This is a genomic window from Neisseria iguanae (assembly GCF_003013245.1).
GTDB classification, from domain to species: Bacteria; Pseudomonadota; Gammaproteobacteria; order Burkholderiales; family Neisseriaceae; genus Neisseria; species Neisseria iguanae.
In genome coordinates, this window is the sequence record NZ_PXYY01000146.1 from 1 (window position 1) to 3,607 (window position 3,607).

Annotated in this window: 2 protein-coding genes and 3 pseudogenes; 4 read left to right on the forward strand and 1 reads right to left on the reverse strand. The window is 47.2% G+C overall.

Features of this window, described 5'->3' with window-relative positions; translation table 11 throughout:
• Window positions 1-518 precede the first annotated feature (518 nt).
• Window positions 519-1,703 (forward strand): succinyldiaminopimelate transaminase, encoded by a 1,185-nt coding sequence (dapC, locus tag C7N83_RS13415; protein WP_106743236.1) that lies wholly within the window; start codon window positions 519-521, stop codon window positions 1,701-1,703.
• Window positions 1,704-1,922: 219 nt separating this feature from the next.
• Window positions 1,923-2,051: pseudogene (locus C7N83_RS16395) on the forward strand (IS1595 family transposase); the annotation flags it as partial.
• 89 nt (window positions 2,052-2,140) lie between these two features.
• Here C7N83_RS16395 and C7N83_RS13425 read toward each other — a convergent pair.
• Window positions 2,141-2,604, reverse strand: a pseudogene (locus C7N83_RS13425) (Lrp/AsnC ligand binding domain-containing protein).
• Between the two features lie 182 nt (window positions 2,605-2,786).
• On the opposite strand from C7N83_RS13425, the pseudogene C7N83_RS13430 reads away from it, so the two are divergent.
• Together C7N83_RS13430 and C7N83_RS15445 are read left to right on the forward strand one after the other, a co-directional pair.
• A pseudogene (locus C7N83_RS13430) lies at window positions 2,787-3,348 on the forward strand (FAD-dependent oxidoreductase); the annotation flags it as partial.
• A 67-nt stretch (window positions 3,349-3,415) separates the two neighbouring features.
• A partial coding sequence (locus tag C7N83_RS15445) for a hypothetical protein (RefSeq protein ID WP_211296672.1) occupies window positions 3,416-3,607 on the forward strand: 192 nt, incomplete at its 3' end.

Below are 3,607 nucleotides of genomic sequence, written 5' to 3' on the forward strand. Positions count from 1 at the left end.
CGTTTAATAACAGGCAGTGACGTATCTTTCCCGGTGTTTTCTGCAACAACGGTACCTCACCCTGCCGTTTCAAAATACCGGATACGGAGCGGCTTTACCCGCTGCTTTCGCAATCCTGTTTGCCTTTACACTGAACGCCGGAATACCGCCTATCCAGCCCGACGGAGCCATCAAAAACTTTATCTGCTTTAAGCGTTAAATGGCAGGCAACAACTTGAATATTCTCAAGAACTGAGCGTTTTGCCGTGCCTTTCGCATTCCTGACGACCTGCAACAATCCCCAAAAGGGTTTTCAAAAAAAAAACGAAAAGTGTAAACAAATGCTGGAATTTTTTACTTCGTGCCCAGGCTGTCTGAAACAGGGTTCAGACGGCCTTTTACTTTTCGGTTTATTTATCGCCCGTATACTTCCCACCATTTTTCAGACAGCTCCAATAATCTCTATTCTGCTCAGATTGTTAACAAAATGAAGCAAAAAAATGTTAACATAGCGGTTAAATTTAAGGCTCGGAAACATCATGAACCCATTATTATCCCAACTCAAACCCTACCCGTTCGCCCGTCTGCGCGAAGCCATGCAAGGCTTGGAAGCTCCCAAAGGCGTGCCAGCCGTACCGCTGCATATCGGCGAACCTAAACACGCCACACCCAAAGTCATCACCGATGCACTTACCGCTTCTTTGAGCGAATTGGAAAAATACCCCCTGACCGCCGGCTTGCCGGAATTACACCGAGCCTGTGCCGATTGGCTGGCACGCCGCTATGATGGTTTGCAGGTCGATCCGGACACGGAAATCCTGCCAGTTTTAGGCAGCCGCGAAGCTTTGTTCTCATTCATTCAAACCGTTTTAAACCCGACAGCCGGCACTAAGCCTGTGGTAATCAGTCCGAATCCGTTTTATCAAATTTATGAAGGTGGCACGATTCTCGGCGGCGGTGAAATTTATTTTGCCAACTGCCTTGCCCCTTCGTTCAACCCAGATTGGTCAAGTGTTTCAGACGACATTTGGCAACGCGCAAAAATGGTTTTAGTCTGCTCACCAAATAATCCGAGTGGCAGCGTGCTGCAATTAGCCGATTGGCAAAAATTGTTTGTCTTGCAAGACAAATATGGTTTCGTGATTGCTTCCGACGAATGCTATTCGGAAATCTATTTCGGCGGCAACAAACCCGTCGGCGGTTTGCAGGCTGCAGCTCAATTGGGCCGCGGTTTCGATAAATTGGTGATGTTTACCAGCTTGTCCAAACGCTCCAACGTACCAGGCTTGCGTTCCGGCTTTGTGGCAGGCGATGCCGCTTTGCTGAAAGAATTCCTGCTATACCGAACCTACCACGGCAGCGCAATGAGCATTCCGGTACAGCGTGCCAGCATCGCCGCGTGGAACGACGAAGCCCACGTCATCGACAACCGCCGCCTGTATCAGGAAAAATTCGACAAAGTGATTCCGATTTTACGCGAAGTCTTTGATGTCGATTTTCCAGACGCATCGTTTTATGTGTGGCTGAAAGTGCCTGCCGGCGACGACTTGTCCTTTGCCAAACGCTTGTGGACCAAAGCGGCCATCCAAGTGTTACCCGGCCGCTTCCTGGCGCGCGACACCGGGCAAGGCAATCCGGCCGAAGGCTATGTGCGCATTGCCTTGGTGGCCGATGTCGAAACCTGTGTCAAAGCCGCAAAAACCATCGTGGCACTGTATCGCTGATTGTATCCAGCAAACAAAAGCCTTCTGAAACCTGTTTCAGACAGCCTGGGCGCGCAGTAAAAAATTCCAGCATTTGTTTACACTTTTCGTTTTTTTCTTGAAAACCCTTTTGGGGATTGTTGCAGGTCGTCAGGAATGCGAAAGGCACGGCAAAACGCTCAGTTCTTGAGAATATTCAAGGGGCTGTATTGGATTGGCAGTTATGTTACTCATTCGAAAATGAAGATAACACACTGTAAATTATCTGAAAAAGTACAAAAAAAACAACTTGGGTTTTTTGTACCCGGAGTTACTGCCCGTCCGGCTGCCGGTTTATTGGATATCCACCCCAATGCAGCAGCGTTGTTTACCGTAAAACCCGTCAGGTTGTTGCCTGCCAAAATAACTTTCACCAAGTCCGACAGAACCATCAAATATAGCCCCTTATTTTGTCCGTTTCAATCCAGATTCAACATCGGCATTTCTTTTACTTCTTCCATTACTATATAGCTTCGGCTTTCGGCAGCTGCGGGTAGTTGCAACAAGATATTGCCGAGCATGTCGCGGTATGCCGACATATCGGGCAGGCGCACTTTAATCAGATAATTGTATCCGCCGGAAACCAGATGACATTCCAAAATTTGCGGAATATGCGCCACTTCGTGGCGGAAATCTTCAAAAATATTGCTCGATTTCGAGCGCAGCTTGATTTCCACAAATACAAGCAGGCTTTGCTCGAGTGCATGCGGATTAAGGTGTGCATGGTAGCTGGTGATAAAATGACAGCGTTCCAAACGGCGCACGCGTCCTGTCACGGGGGTAGTGGAGAGGCCGACTTTTCAGCTAGTTCGGTCATCTGCATACGGGCGTTTTGCTGCAAAAATTTTAGGATTTTCAAATCGGTTTTATCTAATTCCTTCATGGTTAAGCTCTCTTTTTTAAAAATCAATTTTAAGGATAATAATTTATAAAATTAAAAAATAAAATCAAATAAACCAATAAAAATCAACTACACTATATTGATTTCGTATAAAACATGGAGAAATTATGGAGGTAGCGGTTTTAGGTGTAGGTGTCACCGGTATCGCAACGGCTTAGTATTTATTGGAAGCAGGGCATCGGGTGATCGCAATTGATCGGGCGCAAGCAGTAGCGATGGAAACCAGTTTTGCCAATGCAGGCCGGCTATACCACACCTTGGGCGGCTTCCGGCATTCCTGCCAAGGCGGTCAAATGGCTGTTCAGAGGGTATTTGCCGTTGCTCTTTAAGCCCGATGGCAGCCGTTTCCAATGGCAATTGGATCATGAGTGTGCTGTAAAGCTCTTCCACCGAGCGTTATCAAACCAATTAAAGAACGCATGGTACGTACGCATTTCCGAATACAGTCGCGAGATGTTCCGCCTTTTCGAAGCTGAAACTGGCTTGGATTTCGAAGGTCGGCATCAGGGTACGTTACAGATTTTTCGCACGCAAAAAGAAATGGCTGCGGTGGCTAAAGACATTGGAGTCTTGGCTGAATGTGGTGCTCCCTATCAGCGTTTTCAGCCGGAAGAATGCCTGCAATTCGAGCCGGCTCTGCATCATGCCTTGGACAAAATTGCCGGTGTATTACACTTGCCCAGCGACGGCATGCCTGACTGCCATCTATTTACCCTATATCTTCAAGCTATAGTCAAAGAAAATTAAATTCAGCACAATACCACATATGGCATACTCAAAAGACTACCGGCAAATGATACTGAACAAACTTGCAGCAGGTGCTTCCTATCGGGTCTGGCCGGTGGGTACAACATCAGCAAAGCCACCATACAAAACCAGAAAAAACGGCTGGAGAAAAAAAGTTGTTACCACACGCAAGTCAAAAATAAGCATGGAAAAATTACGGCAGGGCGTCGGACAAGTATCCCGACCACTTCCAACGTGG

Excerpts from the sequence above, each read along its gene's own strand:
- dapC (WP_106743236.1), top strand. The coding sequence starts at position 519 with ATGAACCCATTATTATCCCAACTCAAACCCTACCCGTTCGCCCGTCTG.